The organism is Actinoplanes sp. NPDC051537, from assembly GCF_055586105.1.
On record NZ_JBVJIU010000010.1, the window covers coordinates 161463 to 186505 of the forward strand.

The 25043-nt window shown below is 70.8% G+C and carries 21 protein-coding genes; 8 read left to right on the plus strand and 13 right to left on the minus strand.

Annotation, left to right across the window (positions count from 1 at the left end; genetic code table 11):
* Window positions 1–3 precede the first annotated feature (3 nt).
* The 4 genes from ACZ6TB_RS25110 to ACZ6TB_RS25125 form a co-directional block, all read right to left on the minus strand.
* A complete protein-coding gene (locus ACZ6TB_RS25110; protein WP_465557550.1) occupies window positions 4–2241 on the minus strand; it encodes a hypothetical protein in 2238 nt (745 codons plus the stop codon).
* The gene (locus ACZ6TB_RS25115) at window positions 2238–2831 is read right to left on the minus strand and encodes a toll/interleukin-1 receptor domain-containing protein (RefSeq protein WP_465557552.1); all 594 of its coding nucleotides are present in this window, start codon (window positions 2829–2831) and stop codon (window positions 2238–2240) included. The genes ACZ6TB_RS25110 and ACZ6TB_RS25115 overlap by 4 nt, the downstream gene beginning before the upstream one ends.
* 132 nt (window positions 2832–2963) lie before the next feature.
* Window positions 2964–4175: a helix-turn-helix domain-containing protein gene (locus tag ACZ6TB_RS25120; RefSeq protein ID WP_465557554.1), complete on the minus strand. Its 1212-nt coding sequence runs from the start codon at window positions 4173–4175 to the stop codon at window positions 2964–2966.
* 122 nt (window positions 4176–4297) lie between these two features.
* Window positions 4298–4651 (minus strand): hypothetical protein, encoded by a 354-nt coding sequence (locus ACZ6TB_RS25125; protein WP_465557556.1) that lies wholly within the window; start codon window positions 4649–4651, stop codon window positions 4298–4300.
* Window positions 4652–4689: 38 nt separating this feature from the next.
* Here ACZ6TB_RS25125 and ACZ6TB_RS25130 point away from each other — a divergent pair, with 38 nt between their 5' ends.
* Together ACZ6TB_RS25130 and ACZ6TB_RS25135 are read left to right on the plus strand one after the other, a co-directional pair.
* Entirely contained in the window at window positions 4690–5601 is a 912-nt protein-coding gene (locus ACZ6TB_RS25130) for a S66 peptidase family protein (RefSeq protein ID WP_465557558.1), read from the plus strand.
* A gap of 99 nt (window positions 5602–5700) precedes the next feature.
* The gene (locus ACZ6TB_RS25135; RefSeq protein WP_465557559.1) at window positions 5701–5970 is read left to right on the plus strand and encodes a 2Fe-2S iron-sulfur cluster-binding protein; all 270 of its coding nucleotides are present in this window, start codon (window positions 5701–5703) and stop codon (window positions 5968–5970) included.
* 5 nt (window positions 5971–5975) lie between these two features.
* On the opposite strand, the gene ACZ6TB_RS25140 is transcribed toward ACZ6TB_RS25135, so the two are convergent.
* Window positions 5976–7601 carry a glucuronyl esterase domain-containing protein gene (locus ACZ6TB_RS25140; RefSeq protein ID WP_465557561.1) on the minus strand — a complete coding sequence of 542 codons (1626 nt, stop codon included), beginning with the start codon at window positions 7599–7601 and terminating at the stop codon, window positions 5976–5978.
* Between the two features lie 312 nt (window positions 7602–7913).
* On the opposite strand from ACZ6TB_RS25140, the gene ACZ6TB_RS25145 reads away from it, so the two are divergent.
* Window positions 7914–9227 (plus strand): ferredoxin reductase family protein, encoded by a 1314-nt coding sequence (locus tag ACZ6TB_RS25145; protein ID WP_465557563.1) that lies wholly within the window; start codon window positions 7914–7916, stop codon window positions 9225–9227.
* A 77-nt stretch (window positions 9228–9304) separates the two neighbouring features.
* On the opposite strand, the gene ACZ6TB_RS25150 is transcribed toward ACZ6TB_RS25145, so the two are convergent.
* The 4 genes from ACZ6TB_RS25150 to ACZ6TB_RS25165 all read right to left on the minus strand — a co-directional run bounded on the left by ACZ6TB_RS25150 (window position 9305) and on the right by ACZ6TB_RS25165 (window position 14356).
* Window positions 9305–10912, minus strand: a complete 1608-nt coding sequence (locus ACZ6TB_RS25150) for a HoxN/HupN/NixA family nickel/cobalt transporter (RefSeq protein WP_465557565.1) — start codon at window positions 10910–10912, stop codon at window positions 9305–9307.
* Window positions 10909–12213, minus strand: a complete 1305-nt coding sequence (locus tag ACZ6TB_RS25155; protein WP_465557567.1) for a tetratricopeptide repeat protein — start codon at window positions 12211–12213, stop codon at window positions 10909–10911. The genes ACZ6TB_RS25150 and ACZ6TB_RS25155 overlap by 4 nt, the downstream gene beginning before the upstream one ends.
* 58 nt (window positions 12214–12271) lie before the next feature.
* Complete coding sequence (locus ACZ6TB_RS25160) at window positions 12272–14050, minus strand: DUF4331 domain-containing protein (protein ID WP_465557569.1); 1779 nt, start codon at window positions 14048–14050, stop codon at window positions 12272–12274.
* Window positions 14051–14179: 129 nt separating this feature from the next.
* Entirely contained in the window at window positions 14180–14356 is a 177-nt protein-coding gene (locus ACZ6TB_RS25165; protein ID WP_465557571.1) for a hypothetical protein, read from the minus strand.
* A gap of 152 nt (window positions 14357–14508) precedes the next feature.
* Between ACZ6TB_RS25165 and ACZ6TB_RS25170 the strand changes: the two genes are divergently transcribed.
* On the plus strand, window positions 14509–15735 hold the full coding sequence (locus ACZ6TB_RS25170) for a sensor histidine kinase (protein ID WP_465557573.1): 1227 nt from the start codon (window positions 14509–14511) through the stop codon (window positions 15733–15735).
* The gene (locus tag ACZ6TB_RS25175; protein ID WP_465557575.1) at window positions 15723–16382 is read left to right on the plus strand and encodes a response regulator; all 660 of its coding nucleotides are present in this window, start codon (window positions 15723–15725) and stop codon (window positions 16380–16382) included. Before ACZ6TB_RS25170 ends, ACZ6TB_RS25175 begins: the two co-directional genes overlap by 13 nt.
* 240 nt (window positions 16383–16622) lie before the next feature.
* Here the strand turns inward: ACZ6TB_RS25175 and ACZ6TB_RS25180 are convergent, their stop codons facing one another.
* Both ACZ6TB_RS25180 and ACZ6TB_RS25185 read right to left on the minus strand, forming a co-directional pair.
* Window positions 16623–17099 (minus strand): DUF4345 family protein, encoded by a 477-nt coding sequence (locus ACZ6TB_RS25180; RefSeq protein ID WP_465557577.1) that lies wholly within the window; start codon window positions 17097–17099, stop codon window positions 16623–16625.
* Window positions 17100–17249: 150 nt separating this feature from the next.
* Entirely contained in the window at window positions 17250–18722 is a 1473-nt protein-coding gene (locus ACZ6TB_RS25185) for a PucR family transcriptional regulator (RefSeq protein WP_465557579.1), read from the minus strand.
* 208 nt (window positions 18723–18930) lie between these two features.
* On the opposite strand from ACZ6TB_RS25185, the gene ACZ6TB_RS25190 reads away from it, so the two are divergent.
* From ACZ6TB_RS25190 to ACZ6TB_RS25200, 3 genes are all read left to right on the plus strand, one after another.
* Entirely contained in the window at window positions 18931–20337 is a 1407-nt protein-coding gene (locus tag ACZ6TB_RS25190; RefSeq protein ID WP_465557581.1) for an APC family permease, read from the plus strand.
* A gap of 141 nt (window positions 20338–20478) precedes the next feature.
* Window positions 20479–21795, plus strand: a complete 1317-nt coding sequence (gabT, locus tag ACZ6TB_RS25195; protein ID WP_465557583.1) for a 4-aminobutyrate--2-oxoglutarate transaminase — start codon at window positions 20479–20481, stop codon at window positions 21793–21795.
* Window positions 21792–23258 (plus strand): aldehyde dehydrogenase family protein, encoded by a 1467-nt coding sequence (locus ACZ6TB_RS25200; RefSeq protein WP_465557585.1) that lies wholly within the window; start codon window positions 21792–21794, stop codon window positions 23256–23258. The genes gabT and ACZ6TB_RS25200 overlap by 4 nt, the downstream gene beginning before the upstream one ends.
* Here the strand turns inward: ACZ6TB_RS25200 and ACZ6TB_RS25205 are convergent.
* Both ACZ6TB_RS25205 and ACZ6TB_RS25210 read right to left on the minus strand, forming a co-directional pair.
* Complete coding sequence (locus ACZ6TB_RS25205) at window positions 23187–24383, minus strand: sensor histidine kinase (protein WP_465557587.1); 1197 nt, start codon at window positions 24381–24383, stop codon at window positions 23187–23189. The two genes, ACZ6TB_RS25200 and ACZ6TB_RS25205, sit on opposite strands and share 72 nt — an antisense overlap.
* A 7-nt stretch (window positions 24384–24390) precedes the next feature.
* Window positions 24391–25032: a response regulator transcription factor gene (locus tag ACZ6TB_RS25210; protein WP_465557589.1), complete on the minus strand. Its 642-nt coding sequence runs from the start codon at window positions 25030–25032 to the stop codon at window positions 24391–24393.
* Window positions 25033–25043: the final 11 nt, after the last annotated feature.

Consider the following 25043-nt stretch of genomic DNA (forward strand, 5'->3'; position numbering starts at 1 on the left):
CGCTCAGTTTCCTCTCGAGTTGGACAGCCGACCGAGGAGACGGCCGATGAGCTCGACATCGGGCCGCTGTTTGTGCCACAGGATGAGGTTGAACCGCGCCCGCGGGATCAGCGCGCCGGTGAAGATCTGGTCGGCCATGGACTCCATCACCGCGGACTGGTCCTCCTGTCCGTCGGCGCCGAGGACCCACTCGCGCATCGCGCTCCACGCGAAGCCGCCGACGGTTCGGCTGATCAGCGCCCGGCGCCACATCCGGACGAGGGCCAGCTCGCTTTCCACGCTTTTCGCCGCGAGCTCGGAGAGCTGGTCCCGGGACTGCTTCGCCGCACCCCTCTTGTCGGTGAGGATCAGCAGCGTCCGGACGGCGTGGTGCGGCAGGTAGGGGTTCTCCGAGGTGATCCATCGGCCCAGGCTGTCGACGACCTCGTCGACGTTGCCGTTGAGGAACAGCAGAGACATCGCCTCGGCGATGCTGGCGCCCCGCCGGAGGTCGGGCCGGCTACCGATCGTGCCCAGTTCCTCGACCGCCTTGAGGACTGCCCTCTTGTCCGCGCGCCGGCCGTGCCACCTGGCGGCGGTGTCCTGCTCCGTCACGAGCTTGCTTCGGGTCCACTCCTCGATCCGGCGATTCACCCGGGACTCGAGCGGTGTGTGCCGGGCGATCTGATCCATCGCGAGCGCGGCGGAGTCTCGGAAGACCGCTTTCCCCTGCGCCCAATTCTTGATCATCAGCTCGTAAACGCCCGAGTAGTCGAAAGTCGCGAGCAGACCGGCGATCTGAGCCGCGCGTACCCGGACATCGGTGTTGGGTCGCCCGGCGAGGTCGTTCAGCCATGCTCGCAGCGGCACGCGTAGCTGGGCGTATTCGTGCCACGCCACCTCGAGAACGGAGACCATCAGCGATTCGTCGGCGAGACGGGCGCACCGCGGTTGATCCTCTTCGCTACCGGCGGTCCGGGCCGCCATCCTCGGGTGGATCAGCGCCTCGACGCTGCGATCGAAGACCCGGCTCTTCGCCGGCCGCTTGCGGACCTCAACGCTGATCAGCTTTTCCAGCAGCAGATCGGCGGTCTCGAAGACGTATGCCAGGGGCTGCTCATGGAAGACCGTGTACGCGATGCGGAACGCCTGCTGCTGCGGAATGAGGTGCGGCTTCTCGGGAGGCGCCTCGCCCCGGAGAATCTCTCGGGCCAGCACCCGGGCCGAGTCGTCCCATTCGCCGACGAGCTGCCCGACGCCCCTCTTCGCGATCTCGTGGGCGTTCTTGCCGAGGAAGCGGGCCATCTCGACGATGCGCAGCACGGACGGCGCGAGGTTCAGCCGACTCTGGACGAGGTGATGGTCGAGGATTTGCTTCCGGTGCTCGTCCAGGAGCTCCGGGGAGCAGCATTCTCGATGCTTCCGTAAATGGACGTCGAGGTGCTTGGCCATCACCTCGGTCCGCGAGGCGGGCCAGGGGTGGATTTGCTCGAACTCGGAGGTGGGCGATTCCGCGTCCGCCGCGCTGTCGACGATGACCACAACCCGAGCTCCGGCGGCCTTCACCGCATCGGCGAATCCCTTCAGGGGGCTCTTCGGAATGAAGGTTCCGGTCCACTCGATGATGTAGCCGTCACCGGTCGTCATCAGGGGCTTCGTGCCCGCTGCCGGACTCGTCAGGTGGTCGTGGAGCAGGTAGAACAGATCCTCGTCAGTGCTGACCGACAGGGTTCCGACACGACGGCAATGACTCTCGTGGAACAACATGCGCGCCGTGGCGTTGCGGCCGGTGCCGGGCCCCCCGAGCAGCACGACCAAGCCGGTGAAGTCGAGGCGTTCGTGCATACGGTCGAAGCCGGCCACCGGCACGTAGGTCTCGGACTCGCGTTGGAGGTCATCCTGCTTCTCGAGGATCTGCTTCTGGACGAAGACCCGGCGGCCGGAGTAGGTGATCTCCTGCTTCTCGATGTACGTGGCCGGGCCGTCTCCCTGTGAGATGGCACTGCGCCGGGCCTGATCGATGGTCCGGTCGCCGGACTGTTTCGACTTCTGCAGCGCGCCGACCTGACCGACCGGGTCGCCGTCGTCGTCTCCGCCGATGTCGTCCGGCCGATCCTCACTGCTCGCGGGTTTGCCGCGGGCGTCGTCGGCGGTGCGATCCGGTTCCTCCGACGGCGGAGGATCGCCGGAGGGCTCGGGTGCCTCGGCGGCCGGTGCCTCGGTCGCTTCGGCCTGCTCGTCGTCCGGGGCGCCGTCGGTCATCGCCGACGCTCGTTGTAGGTGGCCGGACCGTGCGTCGAGATCGCGCTGCGGTCGGCCTTGATGCTCGCGACGCCGAGGTCGCCGGCCGACTCCGCGCGGCCGTTCTCGGCGTCGCGATTCTCGGTCGCCTTCGGGATCTCGTCGTCGATGACGGCGACGATCTCCTTGAAGTCGGCCTGATAGTTCCGGCTACGGAAGACTCGGCTCTGCCGGTGTGCGAGGTCGGCGATCTCCACCGGCAACTCGTCGAAGAGCGGAAGCCGAACGGCGTTGAGCGTGACCGGCATTACCCGGATTTTGCGTTGGAGAGACTCGGCGATCTCCATCCGTACGTAGTCACCGGAGTTGTCCAGACGCCGGCGACCGGCCTCGTCCCGAGCCGTCAGCCAGTTCGGCCCGATGATCACCACGAGGACGGTGCAGCGATCCAGGCGTCGCTGCAGTTCACCCCGGAAATCGTGGCCCGCCTCGAGCGATGTCGCGTCGCGGAAGACGCGGTCGTGGCCGTAGCGGCGCTTGAACTTGTCGTCCAGAAAGGCGGCCGGCCATTCGCCGTCCCCGGTGCGGTAATTGATGAAGACCTCAGCCACGTTCGCCTCCGAGCGCCGGTGGTTATTGATCGAGGCGAATGGGGCCTCGGTTCATACATCTACCGGCGCGATCGGAGGGCGGACAACGGGTTGTCCGTGCCCGCTCAGGCGGACAACGGACGACCGTGAGCGCTAGTCGAAATGGCGAGGCATCGGCTCCCGATGCAGAGCGGCGGCCAGGCCGGGCTGGATGCGCCGCACGTGCGGGTCGTTGCCCCAGCGACGCAGCTCGCGGGCGAGCGAGCGCAGGTCGGAACGTGCGGTAGCCGAATCGGCCGTCAGCGTTGCGGCGATGGTCGGCTCGGCCACCTCGCACGCTTGGTGGAGCTCGCCGGCGCTGGCCAGGGCGAGAGCCAGACGGGCGCCGCAGCGGGCGCGGACCCGTATCGCCTCGTCCGAGATCTCGGCGAACTGGGGCTCGAGCGACTCGATCGCCTCGGTCGGCCGGGCAAGGTCGAGCATGCACCAGCCGCGCACGAACGCCGCGGGGTTGGGCATGGTCGTCCCGCCGAGAGGTGGCACTCGGTCCGGCGGGGCGAGATCTTCGCCCGTCTCGTTGCTCTGGTCGAGCGCCCGGCGACAGTCGGTCTCCTCGTTGCGGATCGCGTGGCCCTGGGCGATGCGCTGGTATGCCGCCGTCTTCGTCCGGTTGTCGGACGCATCGCTCAGCGCAAATCCCGCGTACCGCAGCACACCCACCGCGTCGTCCCGATAGATCGCCAGCTCCGCCATCCGGATGTGCGCGTAGCCGCTCATGGTGGTGTCGCCGGAGCGCCCGGCCAATGCCATGGCCCGGCGAATCCACCACACCGCGCCGCTGTCGTCGGTGTTCTCCTGCGCCATCCAGCCGAGGTACTCGGCATAGCGGCTGGCGAGGCGGAGCGCGGTGGTTCGGTCATCGGCGTCCGACAGCTGCGCGATGGTGCACAACGTCTCGACGAACGGCGCGCCAACCGCGAGCACATCCGCGGGCCTGGTGCGCTGGCCCAGCACGCGAAGATCACGGAGCAGGGCCGCGTACGCGTCAAAGGTGCTTTCGCCGACGTTCAGCGGAAGGTCGACGGCGTCCGGATGCCCGGTCGTCATCGCCGGGGGGTGCGGCGCCCAGGCCTCCAGGTCCTCGGCCGACATCGTGGCCGGCGCATCCGGCAGCAAGCGGGCCAGGGCACCACCGGCGGACAGCACCTGATCGAGCCGCCGGGCCAGTTCGCGGCCGGGGCGCTTCTCCCCATTCTCGATCTTCGAGAGGTGGCTCTTGCTGTAGTGCGAGAGCTCGCTCAGCCGGCTCAGAGAAAGCCCGCGCTCGAGACGTCGCCGGCGCAGTTCTTGTCCGAAGGTGCTCACGACTCCCCTTTCCGCATCGACCGACGACGACCGACATTGCCCATGGTGGCATCGAAAGGGGTTGTTCCATCTGTCGGATCAAAGTCGCTACTTGAGCGCCAGGTATGCCCCGACAGCCGCCGCTACGGCCAGCGAACTGCCATACAGAATGAGAATGACGGGCTACGCAACGCACTGACGACCTGTTTGCTCGACGGTTGTTCTATCTCCATCTGCCAGGGCGTGCGACCATCTGTCGCCGTGCGGTGATAGAGCAGCCGATATTGCCGTTCGAGCGCGAGATAATAGGCGTCGAGAACGGCGAAGGCGACGATCACATAGGCGGCGATCGCGGCGACGACGGGCGTGCTGGCGGTCGCAGAGTAGCCGAGCAGGGCGCCACTGACCGTGACCGACCATCCCTTGATGGTCGAGGAGTGTGTCGACATCCGAGCGATCGCCGCCTGGATCATCTGAAGATGGATCTCGATCGCCATGGACGGATTCTTCCAGGTGCTTCTCTAGGCTGGCGATCATGACAGTGCGAGCGCGGCCGTTGCGGCCCGGGGACCTCGTGGCGATTGTGGCTCCGGCCGGTGGGCTCAAGGCGGTCGAGCGGGTCGCCGGCGCCGAGGAGACGCTGGCCGGGTGGGGGCTCGAAGTGCGGGTCGGGGCGCACGCGCTCGGGCGGCACTCGTTCTTCTCCGGCACCGACGACGAGCGGCTCGCCGACCTCAACGGTGCCCTGCGCGACCCCGCGGTGCGCGGCATCGTCTGCCTGCGCGGCGGCTACGGCGTGCAGCGGATCGTCGACCGGGTCGACTACGCGGCCGTGGCCGCCGACCCCAAGCTGGTCATGGGCTTCTCCGACATCACGGCCCTGCACCTGGCGCTGTGGTGCGAGGCGGGGCTGGCCACCGTGCATGGGCCGATGGCGTCCTATCTGGAGCGTGGCGCCGAGGGCGCGCGCCGGGCGCTTATGCTCGACGAGCCGATCGTCGTCCGGGCCGAGCCGGGACCGCGGGTTCCGGGCCGGGCCGAGGGCGTCCTGCTCGGCGGCAATCTCACGATCCTCGCCGCGACCGCGGGCACCCGCCACTCGCCGGACATGTCGGGCGCGATCCTGCTGGTCGAGGAGGTGGACGAGGAGCCGTACCGGATCGACCGGGCGATCGTGCAGCTCGGGCGGGCCGGATGGCTCGACGGGCTGGCGGGCGTCGCGATCGGGCAGTTCACCGACTGCGTCGACCCGGGGCACACCACCTCCGTCGAGCAGGTGCTGATCGAGCGGTTCGGCGCTCTCGGCGTACCCGTGCTGGGAAATTTGCCCATCGGTCACGGTGAGTCGCAGACGGCCGTGGGTCTCGGTGTGCCCGCCGTTCTCGACGCCGACGGCGGGACGCTTACCGTTCGGCCAGCACATTCCGGAGGTCGCGCCGGCTGTTGATGCCCAGCTTGCCGCCGATTATCGCTTCTTCCCAGTGCGCAAGCTGAGGTTGCGCTTCGCGATATCCGTGTCGGGCGAGCGGCTGGGCAGACTGGGGCGATGGCATCCTTCGAGGTCGTGCTGGTTCGCAGCGGGCTGACGCTGACCGTGACGGCGGACCGGTCGATCCTCGCCGTCGCCGACGAGGCCGGTGTGCCGGTGTCGTTCTCGTGCACCGAGGGCACGTGCGGGTCGTGCGAGACGCCGATCCTCGAGGGCGAGGTCGAGCACCGCGACGGCCTGCTCTCCCCCGAAGAGCAGGCCGCGCAGGAAACGATGTTCATCTGTGTGTCGCGGTCGTTGAGGCCGCGGCTCGTGCTGGATCTCTAGCCGTTCTATGTCGCCGTGCAGGTCGGGGTCAGGCCGGCGCCGCTTCCGGTGGCCTGGAAGCCGAACTCGGTGTATCCGCCGGCCGGGATCTGGCCGTTGTAGGCGACGTTGGTGAACTGGACCGGGCCGCTGTTGCCGCTGCGGTTGGCGTTCCAGGCGTTGCTGATGGTGGCGCCGCTCGGCAGGGTCATGCTCGTGGACCAGCCGTTGACGGGGACGGCGCCGGCGGTGATCCGGACGGTCGCCACGAAGCCACCGGTCCAGGAGTTGAGCGACACGGTCGCCGTACAGCCGCGTGGGCTTTGTGTTGGTGATGTTGTCGGTGGTGTCGTGGGCGGTGTTGTCGGCTGGGTCGTCGGTGGTGTCGTGGGCTGGGTCGTGGGGCCGGTGCCCAGATTTGGCGTCGTCCAGTCGGCCCAGTCGGAGAGGCGGCCCTGGGCCTTGCTGGAGATCCGGATCGTGCCGGGGTCGTTGCCGGTTCTGGTCAGGAACTTCTTGATGTTCTTGGTGAGCGGGTCGCGCCACTCGGGCCGGTTCGCGCAGTGCGTGCCGTCCGCGATGTCCGACCAGTAGGTGATGTTGTCGCCCGCGCCGAGCGCCTTGTAGACCTCGGCGCCGCCCAGGGCCGCGACGCTGCCCGATTTCGGCCCGAGGTTGACGATGTGCGGGTTGTCCATGATGAAGAGGCCGCGTGGCGCGACCATCCCCACGATCTCGTGCGTATCGATGGGCAGCCTGGTGGGGGCGCCCGTGTAGGAGCCGAACGCGTCGCCCAGCCACGGCTGCTCGCCGTACGCGCTGCTCAGGCTTTGTGCGCCCTCGCCCGGGATGCCCCGGAAGATCGGCACGCCGGCGCTCCCTGACTCGATCGGCATGGTGAGGGCGATGCGCTGGTCGAACGCGCCGATCACGAAGGCGCCCTTGCCGAATCGCGAGCAGCCGGTCACACCGGTCGCGTCGGCCCGCAGGATGCTGCCGCCGGACTGCTCGATCACGTCGATGATCCGGCTGACGCCCCAGGACCAGGCCATGAGCAGGCCGGTCGGGCTGGACGAGCCGTAGATCGAGTAGAACGCGCCCTGCTTGTTGGTGCGCGGGGTGCCCTCCTTGCCCACGGCGTACGGGTCGTAGTTGATGACCGCCGCGCCGGCCGCCTTGATCGTCGCCGTGTCCGCTCCGAAGCCGCCGAGGACGACGACGGCGGGGAACGGGCCGGTGCCGCTGGGCAGGCTCACCGAGGCCGAGAAGCTGGCGGTCTTGCCCTGGTTGCTGACGTTGACGGTGATGTTCGTGCTGCTCACCGTGCCGGTGACGCTCTGCGGCTTGCCGGGCTTCTCGCCGTAGACGAACTTCTCGGACAGCTTCTTGATCTCTTCGCGGCGACAGGTCCAGTCGGCGGTGGTCGTGATCCGGGTGCCGTCGATCCGCTTGAAGGGGTCGGGCAGCTTGGCGTTGGCGCTGCCCTCGGGAACGTTGGGCACCGAGCAGCCGGCGCCCTCGTCCTCGACGCCGGCCGCGGCTTCGGCCCTGGTGATGTGGGGGATGGTGGTTACCACTCCGCTGATCGTGAGCGTCGCCGCGAGGGCCACGATCGTCGATCGAATCCTGGAGCGGCCCGAGTCGGTGGTCACTGGGCTCTCCTCTCGTTGCTCTTCCGTTTGGGAGCGCTCCCGGATGAGCTCGCCTCAGTCTCCGGGCAACCATCGAAACCAGTCAATACTTCTCGGAAACTTCCGGTGATCCTTCATGCACGTCGCGGGGGGTTGCGGTGCGTCGGTCCGATGGACAACCCGGCATTCGTCGCTGCAAGTTGCCATGGTCGATCGAAACTTCCAGACCGCGGGCGATGGCATTTGCTCGCTCCGATAACGACTTTTCCGATAAGCGTCTGGATGATCACAAGACCTGCCGAATAAGCCTGGGTGTTTGTAATTTCAGACGCCGTGCGGAGAGCGGGAAGATGGGCGGCGGCACTCAGCCTGCTGATCGTCACCGTGCTGTGGATCGGGGGCCTCGGCGACGCACCGACGGGAATTGCCGCGGTCGGTCGTCTGGTCGCCCTCTGGTCGGCCGATCTGCTGTTGATCCAGGTCGTCCTGATGGCTCGCATCCCGTGGCTGGAGCGGTCGTTCGGCCAGGACACGCTGGCCAGATGGCATCGGGTCACCGGCTTCGCGTCGTTCCACCTGCTGCTCGCCCACGTGGTCCTGGCCCTCATCGGCTCGGCGCAACGGGCCGGGACGAACGTTTTCCGTCAGACGTGGGAGCTGCTCACCGCGTACCAAAGCATTGTTTTCGCCTGGTTGTCGCTTTTCGCCTTTGTGCTCGTGGTGGCGACTTCGGTGCGAAAGGCGCGCCGGCGACTGCGTTACGAATCCTGGCATCTCTTGCACCTGTACGCGTATGTGGGCGTCGTCTTCGCGCTGCCGCACGAGATCGGGCTCGGCCACGATTTCCGCTCCCCGGCGGCGCGCGGCTACTGGTGGACGCTGTATGCGGCGGCCACCGCCTCGACGCTGATCTTCCGCATCGGGCTGCCCGTGTGGCGCACGCTGCGGCACCGGCTGACCGTTGACACGGTGGTGACGGAGGCCCCCGGACTGGTCTCGGTCTACCTTCGCGGCCGCCGGCTGGACCGCCTTCCGGCGCGCGCCGGTCAATACTTCGTCTGGCGGTTCGCCGACGGTCCCGGCGTGCTGCGCGGCAACCCGTTCTCGCTGTCCGGCCGCCCCGACGGCGACCGATTGCGCATCACGGTCAAATCGGTAGGCGACGGAAGCGCCCGCGTGGCAACCTTGCGCCCCGGCACGAGAGCGCTGATCGAGGGCCCGTACGGCCGGATGACCGCGGCCAACTACTCCGGCGGCCCGGTGACGATGCTGGCCTGCGGCATCGGCGTGACCCCGCTGCTGGCCCTGCTCTGGGACCTGCCCTACGGCCAGGGCAAGGCGACTTTGGTCTACCGCACCCGCCACCCGCACGACCTGGCGTTCCTCCGGGAGCTCCAGTGGCTGGCCCGCGAGCGGGGCGTGCGGGTGGTCCCCTTGGTCGGCCCGCGCCTGTCCGACACGTCGTGGCTGCCCTCCGAGTACGCCGACTACAGCGACGCCGAGGCCCTGCAGCAGCTCGCCCCCGACATAGCCGACCATGATGTGTACGTCTGCGGCCCCGACCCCTGGACCGACGCGGTGCTGAAGGCGGCCCGGCAGTTGGGCGTCCCGCCGTCCCACCTGCACCGGGAGCGCTTCGCCTGGTAACTCCGGGCCGCCGGCGCCGCCGTCGGTTGGCCGCTCGTCCGGCCGGCGGCTCAGATGGCGAGCGGAGTCGAGCCGCATCAGGCCACCGCCCGGACGCCCATGCCGAGCCCGACGAGAACCACGAGCGCGGCGGTAGCGGTCGGCGCCCCGGCGGAGACGCGGCTGGTCACCCGGGTGAGCAGGCCGCCGAGCCGAGCCGAGCGACCGCCGCGCGTGACGAGCACACCCAGCTTGCGTTGGGCAACGACGAGCAGCAGACCGACGGCGGTGAGCGTCCCGGCCATGCCGATGCCATAGGCCAGCACCAGCAGAACGCCGAGTCCGGCCCGCCCCAGCCCGATCGCGCCGAGCAGCACGACGAGCGCGGACGGGCTGGGCACCAAACCGCCGGCCAGCCCGATCCCGGCCAATCCCAGACGGCCGCCGGGCCGGTGGTGATCGTGCCCGGGGCCGTGAGAGTGGCCGTGACCACTTAGCCAGCGCCCGTGGCCATGGCTGTGCCCGTCGTTGTGGTCGTGGCCCTCGTTGTGGCCGTGGCCCTCGCTGCTGCCGTGCCCGCCGTCGTGGTCTTGCCCGTCGTTATGGCCGTGCGCCGAGGCGTGCCTGTGCTCGTGCCCGTGCCCGTGCTCGTGGTGATGGCCGGTCGGTCGGCGGGAGCGGCGGGCGGAGATGAGCATGCCCACGCCGACCGCGATGACCAGGATGCCGCTTGCGGCGCTCAGCCACGTCAGGAGTTGGTCGCCGGCCAGGGCGGTCGATGTGCTCAGCAGGAGGCCCACGAGCAGCACACCGCCGGTGTGAGCAAGCGTCACCGTGCCACCCACGGCCAGGGCGTCTCGGATGCGGCCGCTGCGACCGGCGAAGTAGGCCGCCATCACCGTCTTGCCGTGGCCGGGCAGGGCCGCGTGCCCGGCGCCCAGCAGCAGCGCGAGCAGGAACGCCAGCGCGACCACGACCGGGGTCAGATGGCCGCCGACCACCGACTCGATGCGGGCCTGGGCGGTCGTCAGCCAGCTCGGGCCGGCGATCGTCGGGACCGTCGCGGCAGGGGCGGGAGCCGCACCCGCCGGGCCGCCGACGCGGATGGTCGCGGTCCGGACATCGGGTGCCGACGTCAGCAGGTCGCGGGGGTAGGAGGTCAACCGGCCGCTCACACTCTCCGCCGGCAGCGAGCTGGATACGCGTACGCCCTCTCCTCGGGCCGTGAGCTCGCGCCAGCCCACCCGGCCGGACCGGTAGCGGTTGTCGAGCCGCACGGTCGCCTCGGCGCCGAGCTTGGCGCCGGCCGAGAGCGAGCAGGAAAGCCGGCTCGTGAATAGGCCGCCCGCCCCGGCCGTCACGCCGAAGGACGGATCGCTCACAGTCCATGTCAGACGGTCGCCGCCCGCGCTGACGACGAACGCGTCGGCGTAGCGGTGACACTCCGCGGCTGCGTACGCCGATCGTTCGGCCTCCGACAGTGAGCCGTCGTGGTCGGTGTCGACCAGGGGCTTCTCCTGCAGGGTGGGGATCTCGGCAATATCGGCGAGCGCCAGCACGTCGATGCGGTCCGGACGCAGGGTGAGCTCGGCGTACTGGTTGATCGAGAAGTTGCCCATCGGGTGCGCCTCGGCAGGCGCGGCGAAGGCCAGCAGACCCGCCAGCACGGCGGCGGCGACGATCAGCGGGCGAACAAGCCGGTTCATCTCGGGCCTCCGAGGGCGGCCAGGGCGCGGCGGGCGGCGGGTCCGTCGACCGGGGAGAAATACGGGTTGGTGGCGAGCGCGCGGTTGAGCTCGGAGCGGGCCGCGGACCGGTTGCCGAGCGCCAGGTTGATCAAACCCAGGTGATAGGCGTACGTCGCGGGATGCGCACCACCGGAGACGGCGCGCCGGGCATAGGTCAGCGCCTCCGCGTCCCGTCCGGCGGCGTGGAGTGACCAGGCCAGCGTGTCGGCGACGTCGGGATGCTGTCGGCGCGACCACTCGGCGCGCGCCGCGGTGACGGCGTCGGCCGGGCGCCCGTCGGCGAGGGCCAGCGCGGCGGTGGCCAGATCGTCGCGGCCGCCGTTCGCGGTGAACAGCTGCTGCGCCGTGGCGGCCAGGGTCAGCTGCTCGCGGCCTTGCGCGGGCCGGCCGGCGGCGTTGAGCAGCTCGGCGTACTCGATGAGATACGAGGGCCCCGGCAACCGGGCGGTGAGGTCGGCGTAGTCGGTGATCGCGCCGGTCAGGTCGCCCCGGGCGGCTCGGACCCGGGCACGTCCGCGCTGGGCGGCGATCGAGGCCGGGTCGGCAGCGAGCGCGGACGCGTACTCCTCGCCGGCCGTTGCGAGGTCGCCGCGGCCGAACGCGAGCTCGCCGAGCTGGGTGCGGCAGAACGCGGCATCGTGCGGGTCGGCCGCGTCGTCGAGCGCGCGCCGCATGAGGGACGCCGCTTCCGGTATGCGGCCGCGCAGCTCTAGGTCGTAGGAGGCGCGGGCGTACGCGGCGAGCCCGGGCCGGGTGTCGAGCATCCGCTGCACGGCCTCGGTGGCGCCCGTGGCGTCACCGAGCTGGGTGAGGGCGTCGGCGAGCACGCCGTACGCGTCGGCGTCCGACTCGTCGATCCGAAGCGCGGCGCGAGCCTGGTCGCGCGCGGCGCCGAAGTCGTGGCGCGCGTTCGCCAGCGCGCCGAGCACGACCAGCGCGTCGCCGTTGCCGTCGCGGCGCAGCTGCCGGGACTTGCGGGCGGCCTGCTCGGCCTGGGGGTAGAGGGCGGGGTCGGCGGTGACGCGAGCCTGTTCCAGATAGGCGGCGCCGAGCGCGGCCCAGCCGGTCCAGTCGCCGGGAACGTCACGAAGGTGCTGCTGGGCCCGGGCGACCCGGTCGGCGAGGACATCCACGGGCTGTGCGACCGGGACGGCCTCTTCGGACGGCGCGGCGTGCGGCCGGGCCACGATGCCGGCGACCGCGAGCACCGTGGCCGCGAGCGCGGCGGCCAGGGCCAGGCGGGTCAGGATGCGGCGCATGTGAGCCTCCAAAGGGGACGCCGGGTGGGCGCGAGAGCTCGCACCCACCCGGAGCCGGTTACATCGGGACGGTCTTGTCGGGGTCGTAGTTACCGGTCGGGGGCTGCGGCTGGACCGGTGCGGGCCGGCGTCGCCGCAGGAAGGCGAGAAGACCGAAGGCGAGGATCAGGGCGCCGAGGCCGGTTGCCCCGGTCGCGTACGCCACCGGCTTGGTCATCCACCCCTCGCCGGTATCGGTGGTCGGGGCCGGTGCGGCCGCCGCCTCGGACTGCTCGGTGTCGGGAATTCCGGCGCCGACCGCGTTGGGATCCGTTCCGCTGCCGGTGCCGGCGCCCGCTTCGGTGCCGGTCGACGGGTCGGTGGACGGCACGGCAGCCTGCGGCTGCACGGCGGCGGGCGGCTGGCTGCCACCGGCCTGGGTGTTCACGCCGACCGCGTTGGGCAGCGCGAGATAGGGGAACCTGCCGCCGAACTGCTGGTTGTTCGCATCGACCCGGTCGCCCGCGGCGAGAGCGTCGACCAGCTTGCCGGTCTGTGCCGCGCCGGCCAGGGCCTGCAGCTCGATGTCGACCACGTCGTCGGTGAGGCGCCGGCCGTTGGGGAAGCCCTGGAGGTCGCCGCCGAGGACACCCAGCCGGTTGGGCTGGCCGGTCACCGGGACCGACAGGTTCAGCCGCAGCTCCTCGGCCGGGGTGAACCGGCCGGCCGACACGTCGGCGTTGTTGAGCTGCGAGTTGAGGTCGGCCTTGATCGGCCCGTTCGCTTTGGTGGTGATGCCGGTCAGGAAGATCTCGACGAGGTCGTTGCGTGGCGTGGCCGGTGCCGGGATCTTGTAGATCTGTTGCAGCAGTTGCGGCACCTCGGGATTGGTGACCCGCTTGACCAGCGCCGGGATCTTCGCGTCCCGCTCGGGCGGGGTGGCGTTGAAGGTGTCCTTCAGCCCGGCCGGGACGACCACCTCGTTGACCAGCGGGTTGCCCAGGCGCGAGACTTGCACCTTTCCGCCGTACGACGAGCCGTCGGCGACCCGGACCCGGTCGCGCTCGGTGGTGGTCCAGACGCCGACCACCGGGTTGCGAGCGGCGTCGCCCTTGAGGGCCACGTCCTTGAACGGGACCTGGAGCGCGATGGTGTTGACGTTGTACCCGGACAGGGTGTCCTGGCCCGTCTCGCTCAGGTCTCCGCCGTACAGCAGATCGAAGACGTGCAGGTCGAGGAAGAAGGGGTCGTCGGCCTGGCCGGCGAAGGTCTTCCAGCCGCCCGGCAGGGTGCGGGTCGCCTGGCTGCGCAGCGTGCCGTAGTCGGGCATCGACGCCTGGCCGACCCGCGACGGCGCGACCGGCACGCCCTGGGCCCGCATCTTGAACGGCTCGCCGCCGAACGACGACTCGAGCGTGTAGGTCTGGCGGAACAGCAGGTTGTCGTCGTCGACCGAGGTGACCGGCCCGTTGTTGTAGAGGAAGGTGTTGTTGCCACGCTTGTCGATGTTCTTGAACTTCCAGCGGAAGACGGCGTCGGGCTTGGCGTCACCGTCGTTGTCGATCTTGATGAGGTACGTCGCGTCGGTCGCGAACGGGTAGAAGTTGGGGCCGCCGTTCGGCTCCTCGAACGGCTGCCAGTTGGCGATGAGCGTGACGTAGCCGGGACGCTCGGGGCTGACGAACGCATAGAGGTCGGTGTTGTCGATGGCCGGGTCGGCGGCGACGAGCGGGGCCTCGCGGTGACTCGACGCGGTCGCGGCGCCGGGACCGAGCCCGTACACCGTGCCGGCGAGCATCGCGGCCACGCCGAGGGCGGCCGCCACACGCCGGCGCCGGGGGGCCGGGTTGACCGTCATGATGGTGTCCTTCCGTGCCGGTGACTTCTTGGCACGAGTTCGCCACCGCGAGTGCCGCGGCTTGGAGCTTGTGAGATTGCTGTCGCCGACCCATCCGGAGCCGGAACGGCGACGAATTGCCTCGATGCGTCAGACCCGGCGACGCCTGAGGTGCTGCCGGACGAGCGTGACGGCACAGGCCAGCGTGATCAGGCCGAATCCGACGCCGATGAACGGGTTGAGATCGCTCATCGACGCGACGCCGTTGGCGACGGCGCTGAGAGCCAGGGTGATCCACAGGGCGGCGCGCTTGGTCTGCTCGGTCATGGCCTCTTCCCTCCGAAGTGGTGGCTTGCGATGCCGACGACGCTAGGGATTGGGGAGGCCGCCGGCGATATAGCCAGCGCCCGTCTTGAGGTATAGCCAGCACTACTTCGCTCGGCGCCGATCCGGTCTAACCTCGGCCGCGGAGGTGACCGATGACGACTTTGACCGGCCGCGCACGCCACGCGATCGATGCCCTGGAGCACCTGGCCGGTGGCCTGGCGACCGCCGTCCTGGCGCTCGCCGCGCTGCTCTGGGTCGTCGCCGTCGCGGTCCTCAGCCTGATCGGGATCGGCCTGCCGCTAGTGCCCGGCACGCTGCACGCGATACGAGTGGTCGCCGACCGGGAGCGGGCACGCCTGTCGCGCTGGGGACCGGAGATGGTCTCGCCCGGGCCGACGCCGAGCGGGCTGCGTGCCGCGCTGACCGATCGGGAGGTCGGGCGCGAGCTCGCCTGGCTGGCCATGCACGCCACCTTCGGGTTCGCGATCGGGCTGCTCGGGCTGACGTTGCCGCTCTATGCCGTGCAGGACGTGACCTATCCCCTCTGGTGGTGGCTCACGACGCCGGGCAGCAGCGGTCCGGGTGTCGCGTTCTGGCCGGTGGACACGTGGGCCGATGCGATCGCCGTCGGGCTGTTCGGCGTGGCCTGGGTCGCGGTCGCCGTGGTTGCCATCCCGCTGCTGGCGCGGGTTCAGGGCGGGCTCGGCCGATCGCTGCTCGGGCCACGGGCGGGCGCCGATCTCTCGCTCCGGGTGGAGCAGCTGGCCGCGACGCGGGCGGCGGCCCTTGATGCGCACGCGGTCGAGTTGCGGCGCATCGAGCGATCCCTGCACGACGGCACGCAGAATCGGCTGGTGGCGGTGAATGTGCTGCTGGGTGCGGCCCGACGGCAACTGGCCCGAGATCCGGCCGCGGCCGACGAGATCCTCGCCCGCGCGCAGGACGCGGCCGAGCAGGCGCTGGCCGAGCTGCGGACGGTGGCGCGCGGCATCCTGCCGCCGGTGCTGGCCGATCGCGGGCTCGCCGAGGCGGTCGAGGGGCTGGCCCGCGACTGTGCGGTGCACTGCCGGGTCGACGTCGAGGCGCCGGGGCGGTGCGCGGCATCGGTCGAGGCGACCGCCTACTTCGTCGTGGCGGAGGCGCTGACCAACGTGTCCAAGCACAGCGGCGCGACGATCGCGACGGTCGCGATCCGCCGCGAACGTGATCGACTGCACCTGCGCATCGAGGATGACGGTCACGGAGGCGCGGACGAGGGGCGAGGGTCCGGGCTGGTCGGGATCAGGCGGCGGGTCGAGGCGTACGACGGATGGCTGTCCCTGACCAGCCCGGCCGGGGGGCCGACGACCATGCGGGTGGAGTTGCCATGCGGATCGTGATCGCCGAGGACGACGCGCTGCTGCGGGAGGGGCTGGCGCTGCTGTTGCGGGCCGAGTCGCTCGACGTGGTGGCGACGGCCGAGGAGCCGGGGGCGTTCCTGGCCGCGGTCGACGAGCATCGGCCCGATGTGGCGATCGTCGACGTGCGGATGCCGCCCACGCACACCGACGAGGGGATCGTCGCGGCGGTCGAGGCGAGGCGGCGGCAGCCGGGGCTGGCCGTGCTGGTGCTGTCGGCCTATGTGGAGCAGGCGTTCGCGACCGAGCTGCTTGGTGGCGGGGCGAGCCGGCTCGGCTATCTGCTCAAGGAGAGGGTCGGGCGGGTGGAGGAGTTCCTCGGGGCGTTGCACCGGGTGGCCGGGGGCGGCACGGCCATCGACCCCGACGTGGTCGGGCAGTTGATGAACCGGATCCGGCCGGACGGGGCGCTGGAGCGGTTGAGTCCGCGGGAGCGAGACGTATTGGCGCTGATGGCGGAGGGGCTGGGCAATACGGCGATCGCCGAACGGCTGGTCGTGACCGAAGGGGCGGTGCACAAACACATACGCAGCATCTTCGCCAAGCTCGATCTCGCGCCTGACGATCAGGCGGACCGTCGGGTGACGGCGGTTCTCCGCTACTTGGAGGACGACCGCCGCCGAGGCTGATCGGGGCCGGGCGAGTGCGTGGGGTCGTGTCGGGTATGCCGAATGCGAACCGCTCGTCCGGTTCGGGGTCGTTGTCGCGGCTGTCCCAACCGAGTGGGGCGCGCGGTGCGGGGTGACGGGCAGTGCCGCGGTTAGATCAACTCGTGCGGTTGGTGATCTCGACTACACCCGCTCCGACGTGCAGAATGCCCTTGAGGTGCACAGCGAGGGTGGCCCTGCCGGGTTCGGTGGGGCCATTCTCTATTCCGGCTGCGACTCGATCCGCCAAGTGCCGCCGGTCGGGAGCAGCAACAGTGCGGCCAGCAGCACGGTTCCGCCCAGCGCGGCCATCATGCCTACGCGGTCGGCGGTCGAGAACATCTCCAGGTGGGCGGCGTGGAACACCAGGTGCTCCACGCCGAAGACGAGCCAGGCCAGGCCGGTCACGCGCAGCAGTTGATCGCTCGGTCGCAGGAAAGCCCATCCGCTCAGCACGAGGAGCGCCAGGTAGAGGCCGCCGACGTCGCGGATCAGGTGCTCGTTGTAGGGGCCGAGGGTGCTCACCCAGGCGCGGCCCGAAAGCGGAAAATCGCGATAAAAGGTGACGGGGGCGGCGGCCGCCCAGCCGCCGACGAACAGGGCGGAGAGGGCGAGTACGAGCGCTGCCGCCCGCTTGATCAGAACAGTCATGCCCGGTGGACGACCCAGCCCGCGCCGGCGTGACAGGGCGTCGGTCACACCAGGCGCGTATAGGTAAGCAGAGCAAGGCTCGACGGCCCGACCGGGCGCGTATGGGTAAGCAGAGCAAGGCGGGCTCGGCGGCCGGGCCAGGCGCGTATGGGTAAGCAGAGCAAAGTTGGGTGCTGGGCGGGTGGGCCGATCGGGGGGTCAGACCTTGCGGGACAGCAACGCCAGGAGGAGGGCGGCTCGGTCGTGGGCCGATTCCAGGTCGAGGCCGGTCAGCTCGGCCACTCGTGCCATGCGGTTGCGCAGCGTGTGGCGGTGGATGCCTAGTGCCCGGGAGGCGGTCTCCCATACGCCGTTGTGCTGGAGGAACACGTCCAGCGAGCGGCACAGCACGGGGCTGTCCGAGAGCGGGGCCAGCAGGTCGTCGGCCAGGTGGGCGACGGCGCTTCGGACTGCCTCCTGGGACAGGAGGGCGGGTAGCCGCTGATCGCCGAAGCGGGCGACCCGTCGGCGCCGGGAGCGGGCCTCGGCGGCGGCTGCCACCGCCGTACGCAGGGCCGCGGGCAAACCGCCGGCCGGGGCCGCGCCGCTCAGGCCTAAGGTCACGTCGGCCGAGTCCAAGGCCGCGACCACGCTTTCGCCATCGTCGGCGCGCACCGCGACCACCACGCCCTCCGAGCGGCCGGCCAGCAAGAAAGGCAGACCGTCGAGGCATTGCTCGACCCGGTGGGCCAGGCCGGGCCGCGAAGAAGTTGCCAGCACCACCACGAAACGGTCGTCGGGGGCGAAGCCGAAGAACCGCAGCGGGCGGTGCGCCACCTCGGCCGGGAGATCGCCGCCGAGCAGCACGCCCAGCACCGCCGAGCGCAGGCCGCGGTGGGCCTCGACCAGCTCGCGCGGACGTTCCAGCTCGAGCGAGAGCAGCGACGCCGCGTGTGTGAGCAGCAGCTGGTCGGGGTGGTGCAAGGCGTGATGGGTGGCGACCGCGAGCAGGCCCTGCCGGGTGCCGCCGATGCCGAGCGAGCGCACCACGAGATGCTCGTCGCCGGCCGAGACGCTGAGCCCGAGCGGGCCGCCGGAACGGGCCCCGGCGCCGAGCTCGGCCGTCGCGCGGGCCAGCAACGCCGCGCCGTCGCCCGGTGCGGCGGCGAGCACGAGGTGGTGCGCGTCGGTCACCACGACCTCGGCGTCGAGCGCCCGGCTCAGGCTGCGGACGATGCCGGCAACCCCGGCGTTGAGCGCCGCCCGGGCCAGTCGTTGCTGGTGCTCGAGCGTACGGCGAACGGCCGCGCTCGCCTGGCGGGCCAGCAGATCGGCGACCGCCTCGCTGATCGCCAGGAACGGCGTGGGCAGCGGCACCTCGATCAGCAGAAGTCCCCGGGCCGTGCACTGGCGAAGGAGCGCCGGCGGAATGCGGTCGTGGCCGAGCCCGACGCCGAAGCCGATACCGGTCACGCCCGCGTCGGCGAGCCGGTCCACGTACGACCGCTGGCCTTCTATTGATCTTGGTAGTCGCAGTCCCGTGGTGAGCACCAGCTCGCCGCCCGCGAGCCACGGCGTCGGATCGGCCAGCTCGACCGCATGCGCCCAGCGGATCGTCGCCGACGGCTTGCCGCACACCAGCTTCAGCCCGAGCGTGGCGAGCTCGAGGATCTCGGCGGCGGCGACCGGCATGGACGGATCGTAGTGTCCGGCGACCGCCAATTCGACAATCCGGCGTGACCAGGTGAAGGTCGCGCGAACTTACAGTGACAGCAATTCAGCGGGGTCGATCCAGGAGGCACCCCCTATGGCCGGAACCGAATCAATCACCCAAGGCGCAAGCGGTGACGACGCCGCCGCTCTTGCCGCCCTCGGATACACCTCCGAATACCGCCGCGAGATGAGCCCGTGGGGCAACTTCGCCCTCGGCTTCACCTATCTCTCGCCGGTCGTCGGCGTATACACCCTGTTCGGCTTCGCCCTCGCCACCGGCGGCCCGCCGATGATCTGGGCCCTCGTCATCGCCGGCCTCGGCCAGCTGCTCGTCTCGATGGTCTTCGGCGAGGTGGTCTCGCAGTTCCCGGTCTCCGGCGGCATCTACCCCTGGGCCCGGCGGCTCTGGGGCCGGCGCTGGGCGTGGCTGGCCGGCTGGGTGTACGCGCTCGCGCTACTCGCCACGATCGCCTCGGTGAGCTACGGCGCCGGCCCGTTCGTCGCCCTGATGCTCGGCTTCGACCCGTCCACGACGACGACCGTGATCTGCGCGATCGTCGTCGTGGCGATCGCGACCCTGCTCAACCTCGGCGGCACCAAGCTGCTGACCCAGGCGGCGATCTTCGGCTTCGCGGCCGAGCTCGCCGGCGCCGTCGTGGTCGGCATCTGGCTGCTCACCGCCCACCGCGAGCACAACATCAGCGCCATCTTCCACACGTTCGGGGCCGGCTCCGGCGGCTCGTACGCGTCGGCGTTCCTGGCCGCGTCGCTGATCGGTGTCTACCTCTACTACGGCTTCGAGGCCTGCGGCGACGTGGCCGAAGAGGTCAACGACCCGGGCCGCCGCATCCCCCGCGCGATGCGGATGACCATCTACGTGGGCGGCGCGGCCTCGATCTTCGTGGCGCTGGCCCTGATCCTGGCGGTGCCCGACTTCGGCAAGGTGATCAGCGGCGAGGACGCCGACCCGGTCTACACGGTCCTGCAGAACGCGTTCGGCAGCGTCGGCACCCGGATCGTCCTGGGTGTCGTCCTGATCTCGTTCCTGTCCTGCGCCCTCAGCCTTCAGGCCGCGGGGAGCAGGCTTCTCCAGTCGTACGGGCGAGACAAGATGATCTTCGGCAGCGGGTACCTGTCGAAATTGTCGCCGGTCCGGCACGTGCCGCCGTTCGCGCTCGCCGTGACGGCCGTCGTCCCGGCGCTGGTGATTCTCGGCTCGACGCTGTCGGCGAGCGCGCTGACCCGCATCGTGTCGTTCGCGGCGCTCGGCATCTACATCGGATTCCAGATGATCGTGCTGGCGGCGTTGCGGGCCCGGCTCAAGGGCTGGGTGCCGTCCGGGAAGTACAGCATGGGCCGCTGGGGCCTGCCGGTGAACGTGGCGGCGCTGGTCTACGGCGTGCTGGCGGCGATCAACATGGCGTGGCCGCGGACGCCGGACGCTGCCTGGTACGACAACTACCTGGTGATCCTGTCGGCGGTGCTGGTGATCGGGGTCGGCCTGATCTACCTGTTTGCCGCCAAGCCGCACGACCGCAGCAACGCCCCCGCGGGGGATGCGATCCCGAAAGGCGACACCGCCGCGGTCGAGTGAGGTGGGTGCCGGGGGCGGACCGGCGGCCCCGGCCGCGGCGGGCCGAATGTGATGAGCGGCCGGGGCCCGTAACCGGTGTCCCGGCCGCTGACAGCGGCGTACCCCCGAAATGGCGTGACCTAACCCGGGAGAGGGCCTGAGATGTCGGAGATTGAGCAGCGCCGGATCGTTCGTACCGAGATTCCCGGGCCGCGGTCCCGGGAACGCCATGCCCGGAGGCAGCGCGAGGTTCCGGCCGGGTTCGGGATCACGCTGCCGATCTTCGTCGAGCGGGCCGGGGGCGGCATCGTCGTCGACGTCGACGGGAACCACCTGGTCGACCTGGGCTGCGGGATCGCGGTGACCAGCGTGGGCGCGTCCGAGCCGCGGGTGGTCGATCGGGTTCGGGAGCAGGCCGGACTGTTCACCCACACCTGCTTCATGGTCACCGAGTACGACGGGTTCGTCGACGTGGCGGCGGCGCTCAACCGGCTCACGCCGGGCGGGCACGAGAAGCGCACGGCGCTGTTCACCACCGGCGCCGAGGCGGTCGAGAACGCCGTGAAGATCTCGCGCGCGTACACCGGGCGGCCGGCGGTCGTCGTCTTCGACCACGCTTATCACGGGCGTACCTCGCTGACGATGGCGATGACCGCCAAGCAGATGCCGTACAAGCACTCCTTCGGGCCGTTCTCGCCGGAGATCCACCGGGTGCCGACCGCCGACCCGTTCCGCGGGACCGGCGGCGAGTTGGAGCGGTTCCGGGACGTGCTGCGCACCCAGATCGGCGTGGACCGGGTCGCCTGCGTGGTGGCCGAGCCGATCGCCGGGGAGGGCGGGTTCGTCGTACCGGCGCCGGGGTTTCTCCAGGGGGTCGCCGAGTTCTGCCGGGATAACGGGATCGTCTTCGTGGCCGACGAGGTGCAGACCGGCCTGGCCCGCACCGGCACGTTGTTCGCCGTCGAGCACGAGGGCATCGTCCCCGATCTGATCTGCACGGCGAAGGCGCTCGGCGGGGGACTGCCGCTCGCCGCGGTCACCGGGCGGGCCGAGATCATGGATGCCGTGCACGTCGGAGGGCTGGGTGGAACGTACGCGGGAAACCCGATCGCCTGCGCCGCCGCCCTCGGCGCGCTCGAGACGATCGAGAAGGAGAATCTGGCCGGGCGGGCCGCCGCGATCGGTGATCGGGTGCTGCCGCGCCTGCACGCGGTCGCGGCCGAGGTGCCGGCCGTCGGGGACGTCCGCGGCCGCGGCGCGATGCTCGCGATGGAGTTCGTGAAGCCGGGCGGAACGACTCCGGCGCCGGAGACGGCGGCCGCGGTGGCCCGCTACTGCCACGAGCGCGGCGTGCTCGTGCTCACCTGCGGCACCTATGCGAACGTGATCCGGCTGCTGCCCCCGCTGGTGATCGACTTCGGGCTGCTCGACGACGCGGTTGACGTGCTGACCGAGGCCGTGCGCAAGGTAGCGGCATGAGTTCCTTCGATCCACGCACGGGCGCGGCCCTGGACGCGCCGCCGGAGTCGACGCCGGACGATGTCGACGACGCCGTGGCCGCGGCGGTCGCGGCCTCGACCGAGCTGGCCGCCGCGACTCCGGATGAGCGGGCGGGCTGGCTTGACGCGATCGCCGACGCCCTAACCCGAAATATCGAGACATTGGCAGAAAAGGCGGATGAGGAGGTCGCGCTTGGCCTGCCCCGGCTGACGGGGGAGTGCGGGCGCGCGGCGGAGACGATCCGGTTCTACGCCGGCGTCGTGCGGGAAGGTGGCTGGCTCGGGGCCGCAATTGATCACGGACCGCCGGATCTGCGCCGGATGAACGTGCCGCTCGGGCCCGTCGCGGTATTCGGGGCCAGCAACTTTCCGTTCGGGTTCGGCGTGCTCGGCCACGACACGGCGACCGCGCTGGCGGCCGGTTGCCCGGTGGTGGCGAAGGCGCATCCGGCCCATCCGCGGCTGTCGGCCGAGCTGGCCGCGCTGGCGATCCGCGCCCTCGACGAGGCGGGAGCTCCGGCGGGCGCGTTCGGTCTGGTCGCGGGCTTCGCGGCGGGCGAGCGGCTGGTCGCGCACCCGGGCATTCGGGCGGTCGCGTTCACCGGATCCCAGCGTGGCGGGCTGGCGCTGTGGCGGGCGGCGGCGGCCCGGGAGGACCCGATCCCGGTCTTCGCCGAGATGGGCACGGTCAACACGGCGGTGGTCACGGTCGCCGCCGGGAACAAAACCGAGGAAATCGCCCAAGGCTTCGTCGCGAGCTTCACCCTCGGGATGGGACAGTTCTGCACCAAGCCGGGCCTGCTGCTGGCCCCCGCCGGCGCCGGCTTTCCGGAGAAGGTGGCGGAGGCGCTGCGAACCGCCGAGCCGCGGGGGTGGTTGCTCACCGAGCAGATCGCGATGTCGTACGCCGATGGCGTCGCACACCGGGAGCAGGAGGCTCGGGTGCTCGCGCAGACGAGAGCGGCCGATGCCGGATGGCGGGCCGAGCCGACGGTTCTGGCGGTGACCACCCACCAGCTGAAAACCGACGAGAAGCTGCTGGAGGAGGTCTTCGGCCCGGTCGCGCTGGTCGCCGAGTACGCCGGCCCCGAGGAACTGGCCGCAGTGATCGACGTCCTCCCGGGCAGCCTCGCCACGGCGGTGCACGCCGCCGCGGACGACCCCGACCTCCCCGGCTTGGTCGAGAAGCTCTCGCGCCGCTGCGGACGGGTCGTGGTCAACGGCTGGCCCACCGGCGTCGCGGTCGGCTGGGCGCAGCAGCACGGCGGGCCCTGGCCGGCCACCACCTCACCGGCGCACAGCTCGGTCGGCGCCGCGGCCCTGCAGCGCTTCGTCCGCCCGATCACGTTCCAGGACGCGCCCGACGCGGCGCTACCGCCCGCTCTCCGCGACGCCGACCCCTGGCGCATCCCGCGCCGGGTAGATGGTGGTTGGCAGCGATAAAGCCAGCGCGCCGGGAAACGACACCGAGACCCGCAGCCCGCCGTCGGGGCCGGGCGAGCAGGCCAGCGAGGCGCCGTGCGCGGCCACGATGGCTCGCACGATCGACAAGCCGAGACCGTGATGACCGGCCCGCCCGGCCGAGCGGTCGAGCCGCTGGAACGGCTCGAAGAGGTCGTCGATCCGGTCCGGCGGGACGGGCGCGCCGGTATTGGAGACCACGAGCACCGCATGGCCGTCGGTGACGCCGGTGGTCACCTTGATCGAGCCGTCCGGCACGTTGTACCCGACGGCGTTGTCCACCAGGTTGACCACGAGCCGCTCGACCAGAGCCGGATCGCCGGTGGTCCAGGCCGACTCGATGCGCGCGTCCACGCGTACGCCCGAAGCAAGCGCGACCGACCGGTAGGCCGCCACCGTCCGCTCGGCGATCTCGGAGAGATCGACGTGATCGCGCCGCGCGAGACCGCGCTCGCTGCCGGCCAGGGTGAGCAGCGACTCGAGCATCGCCGCCTGCTGTTGCCGAAGGTCCAGCAGGCGCTCGACGAGCGACCGGTACTGCGGCAGGGTGGCCGTGCGGTCGGTCAGCGTCTCCTCCATCAGCGCGTGCTCGAGCGTGATCGGAGTGCGCAACTCGTGCGCGGCGTTGGCGACGAACCGCCGGTGCGCGTCGAGCGCGGTCTCCAGCCGGTGCAGCAGCCCGTCGACCGTGTCGGAAAGCTCGCGCAGCTCGTCGCGGGGGCCGCTCGCCGCCAGCCGGTCGTGCACGTTGCGCGCCGAGATCCGCTGGATCGAGGTGACCATCGTGCGCAGCGGGCGCAGGATGCGGCCGGCCAGCAGCCAGCCGAGAACCAAGGCCAGCACCGCCGTGATCGCCAGCGCGACGCCCGAGTAGACGAGCAGGGCGTGCAGCGTGGCCTGGTGCTGCCGCTCGGCCTCGGCCGCGGCCTGGTCGGCGATGTCCTCGAGAGAGGGCGGGGGTGTGCCGAGGGCTTCGACATTGCGGACGATCAGCTTGCGGGGGGCATTCGAGACGAGGAGGTACGTGATGGCGAGCATCGCGGCGCCGGCCAGCACCACGAGAGCGCTGTAAAGCAGGGTCAATTTCGCGCGTACGGGAAAGGTCATCTCGCCCTCAGATCCGGTATCCGGCCCGCGGGACCGTCGCGATCAGGGCCGGCTCGCCGAGCTTGCCGCGCAGCCGGTTGATGGTCGCCTTGACCGTGGTGGTGAACGGGTCGGCGGCCTCATCCCAGACCCGTTCCAGCAGCTCCTCGGCCGGCACCGCGCGATGCCGGGCGGCCAGCAGGTACTCCAGCACGGCGAACTCCTTCGGGGTCAGCGCCAGGCGCACGCCGCCACGGGTGGCCACCCGCCCGGCCGGGTCGAGACGCAGGTCGCCGTGGATGAGCACGGCGGGCGCGGCGGGCTGGGTGCGGCGCGCTATCGCACGGACGCGGGCGATCAGTTCCGCGTACGCGAACGGTTTCGGCAGATAGTCGTCCGCGCCGAGATTGAGCCCCTCGACGCGATCGGCGAGCGTGCCCGACGCGGTCAGCATCAGCACCCGCGGACCGGAGACCTGCCGGCACACGTCGTCGCCGTGGACGACCGGGATGTCCCGGTCCAGCACCAGGACGTCGTAGTCGGTGGCGATGGTCCGGTCCAGGGCCGCACCGCCGTCGTACACCACGTCGACCGCCATGCCCTCGCGCCGCAGCATCCGCCCGATCGAGTCGGCCAACTCGGCCTGATCCTCCACCACCAGCACCCGCATCGGCCCAGCGT

What these genes read in the sequence shown, in the direction of transcription:
- ACZ6TB_RS25110 (WP_465557550.1), bottom strand. Translation starts at nt 2,241, where the DNA reads ATGACCGACGGCGCCCCGGACGACGAGCAGGCCGAAGCGACCGAGGCA.
- ACZ6TB_RS25125 (WP_465557556.1), bottom strand. Translation starts at nt 4,651, where the DNA reads ATGGCGATCGAGATCCATCTTCAGATGATCCAGGCGGCGATCGCTCGG.
- ACZ6TB_RS25130 (WP_465557558.1), top strand. Translation starts at nt 4,690, where the DNA reads ATGACAGTGCGAGCGCGGCCGTTGCGGCCCGGGGACCTCGTGGCGATT.
- ACZ6TB_RS25135 (WP_465557559.1), top strand. Translation starts at nt 5,701, where the DNA reads ATGGCATCCTTCGAGGTCGTGCTGGTTCGCAGCGGGCTGACGCTGACC.
- ACZ6TB_RS25150 (WP_465557565.1), bottom strand. Translation starts at nt 10,912, where the DNA reads ATGAACCGGCTTGTTCGCCCGCTGATCGTCGCCGCCGCCGTGCTGGCG.
- ACZ6TB_RS25155 (WP_465557567.1), bottom strand. Translation starts at nt 12,213, where the DNA reads ATGCGCCGCATCCTGACCCGCCTGGCCCTGGCCGCCGCGCTCGCGGCC.
- ACZ6TB_RS25160 (WP_465557569.1), bottom strand. Translation starts at nt 14,050, where the DNA reads ATGACGGTCAACCCGGCCCCCCGGCGCCGGCGTGTGGCGGCCGCCCTC.
- ACZ6TB_RS25165 (WP_465557571.1), bottom strand. Translation starts at nt 14,356, where the DNA reads ATGACCGAGCAGACCAAGCGCGCCGCCCTGTGGATCACCCTGGCTCTC.
- ACZ6TB_RS25170 (WP_465557573.1), top strand. Translation starts at nt 14,509, where the DNA reads ATGACGACTTTGACCGGCCGCGCACGCCACGCGATCGATGCCCTGGAG.
- ACZ6TB_RS25175 (WP_465557575.1), top strand. Translation starts at nt 15,723, where the DNA reads ATGCGGATCGTGATCGCCGAGGACGACGCGCTGCTGCGGGAGGGGCTG.
- ACZ6TB_RS25185 (WP_465557579.1), bottom strand. Translation starts at nt 18,722, where the DNA reads ATGCCGGTCGCCGCCGCCGAGATCCTCGAGCTCGCCACGCTCGGGCTG.
- ACZ6TB_RS25190 (WP_465557581.1), top strand. Translation starts at nt 18,931, where the DNA reads ATGAGCCCGTGGGGCAACTTCGCCCTCGGCTTCACCTATCTCTCGCCG.
- gabT (WP_465557583.1), top strand. Translation starts at nt 20,479, where the DNA reads ATGTCGGAGATTGAGCAGCGCCGGATCGTTCGTACCGAGATTCCCGGG.
- ACZ6TB_RS25200 (WP_465557585.1), top strand. Translation starts at nt 21,792, where the DNA reads ATGAGTTCCTTCGATCCACGCACGGGCGCGGCCCTGGACGCGCCGCCG.
- ACZ6TB_RS25205 (WP_465557587.1), bottom strand. Translation starts at nt 24,383, where the DNA reads ATGACCTTTCCCGTACGCGCGAAATTGACCCTGCTTTACAGCGCTCTC.
- ACZ6TB_RS25210 (WP_465557589.1), bottom strand. Translation starts at nt 25,032, where the DNA reads ATGCGGGTGCTGGTGGTGGAGGATCAGGCCGAGTTGGCCGACTCGATC.